This is a genomic window from Mesorhizobium sp. M4B.F.Ca.ET.089.01.1.1 (assembly GCF_004022605.1).
In the GTDB taxonomy this organism is placed as follows: domain Bacteria; phylum Pseudomonadota; class Alphaproteobacteria; order Rhizobiales; family Rhizobiaceae; genus Mesorhizobium; species Mesorhizobium abyssinicae.
Map to the genome: position 1 here is coordinate 1 of NZ_RZOS01001523.1, position 411 is coordinate 411.

Annotated in this window: 1 protein-coding gene; it reads right to left on the bottom strand. The window is 59.1% G+C overall.

What is annotated here, in order from left to right; translation table 11 throughout:
* Positions 1-48 precede the first annotated feature (48 nt).
* Positions 49-411 (bottom strand): hypothetical protein (locus EN780_RS40215; protein ID WP_210215159.1); only part of this gene is annotated, 363 nt, incomplete at its 5' end.

The following is a 411-nucleotide window of genomic DNA, read 5'->3' on the forward strand; positions in this document are numbered from 1 at the left end:
GGTGTCAATCATCTCTGAAGATCAGGCGTCAAAAACCGGCGACACGGTTCAGTAATCGCGATCGTCTTCGAGCCAGTACGGTGCAAGGCACCCGGCCTGCGACGCGAAGCCAAGCCGTCGCCTGGCGTCGAACGCCATCTCCGAAACTGGACGGGATGGGTCGTTCGCGATCGCGTCGGGCACGATTGTGTACCCTTCCGCGATCAGTGTCAGCCTCAATTCCTCGAAATGACGCTCGAAACCCCTTTCAATTTGGCTTCGCGGGTACAACCGCCCATGCGAACATTCCATCGCAAGAAGGTCGGAATACCTCTGAGCGCTGGCCGTTCTCACCGCTTCTTCGGATATCGATTTGTGGGACGGGCTGTCCTGCGACCAAGATCGGCCACCCGCCAGCCAGCAAGCCAGCGT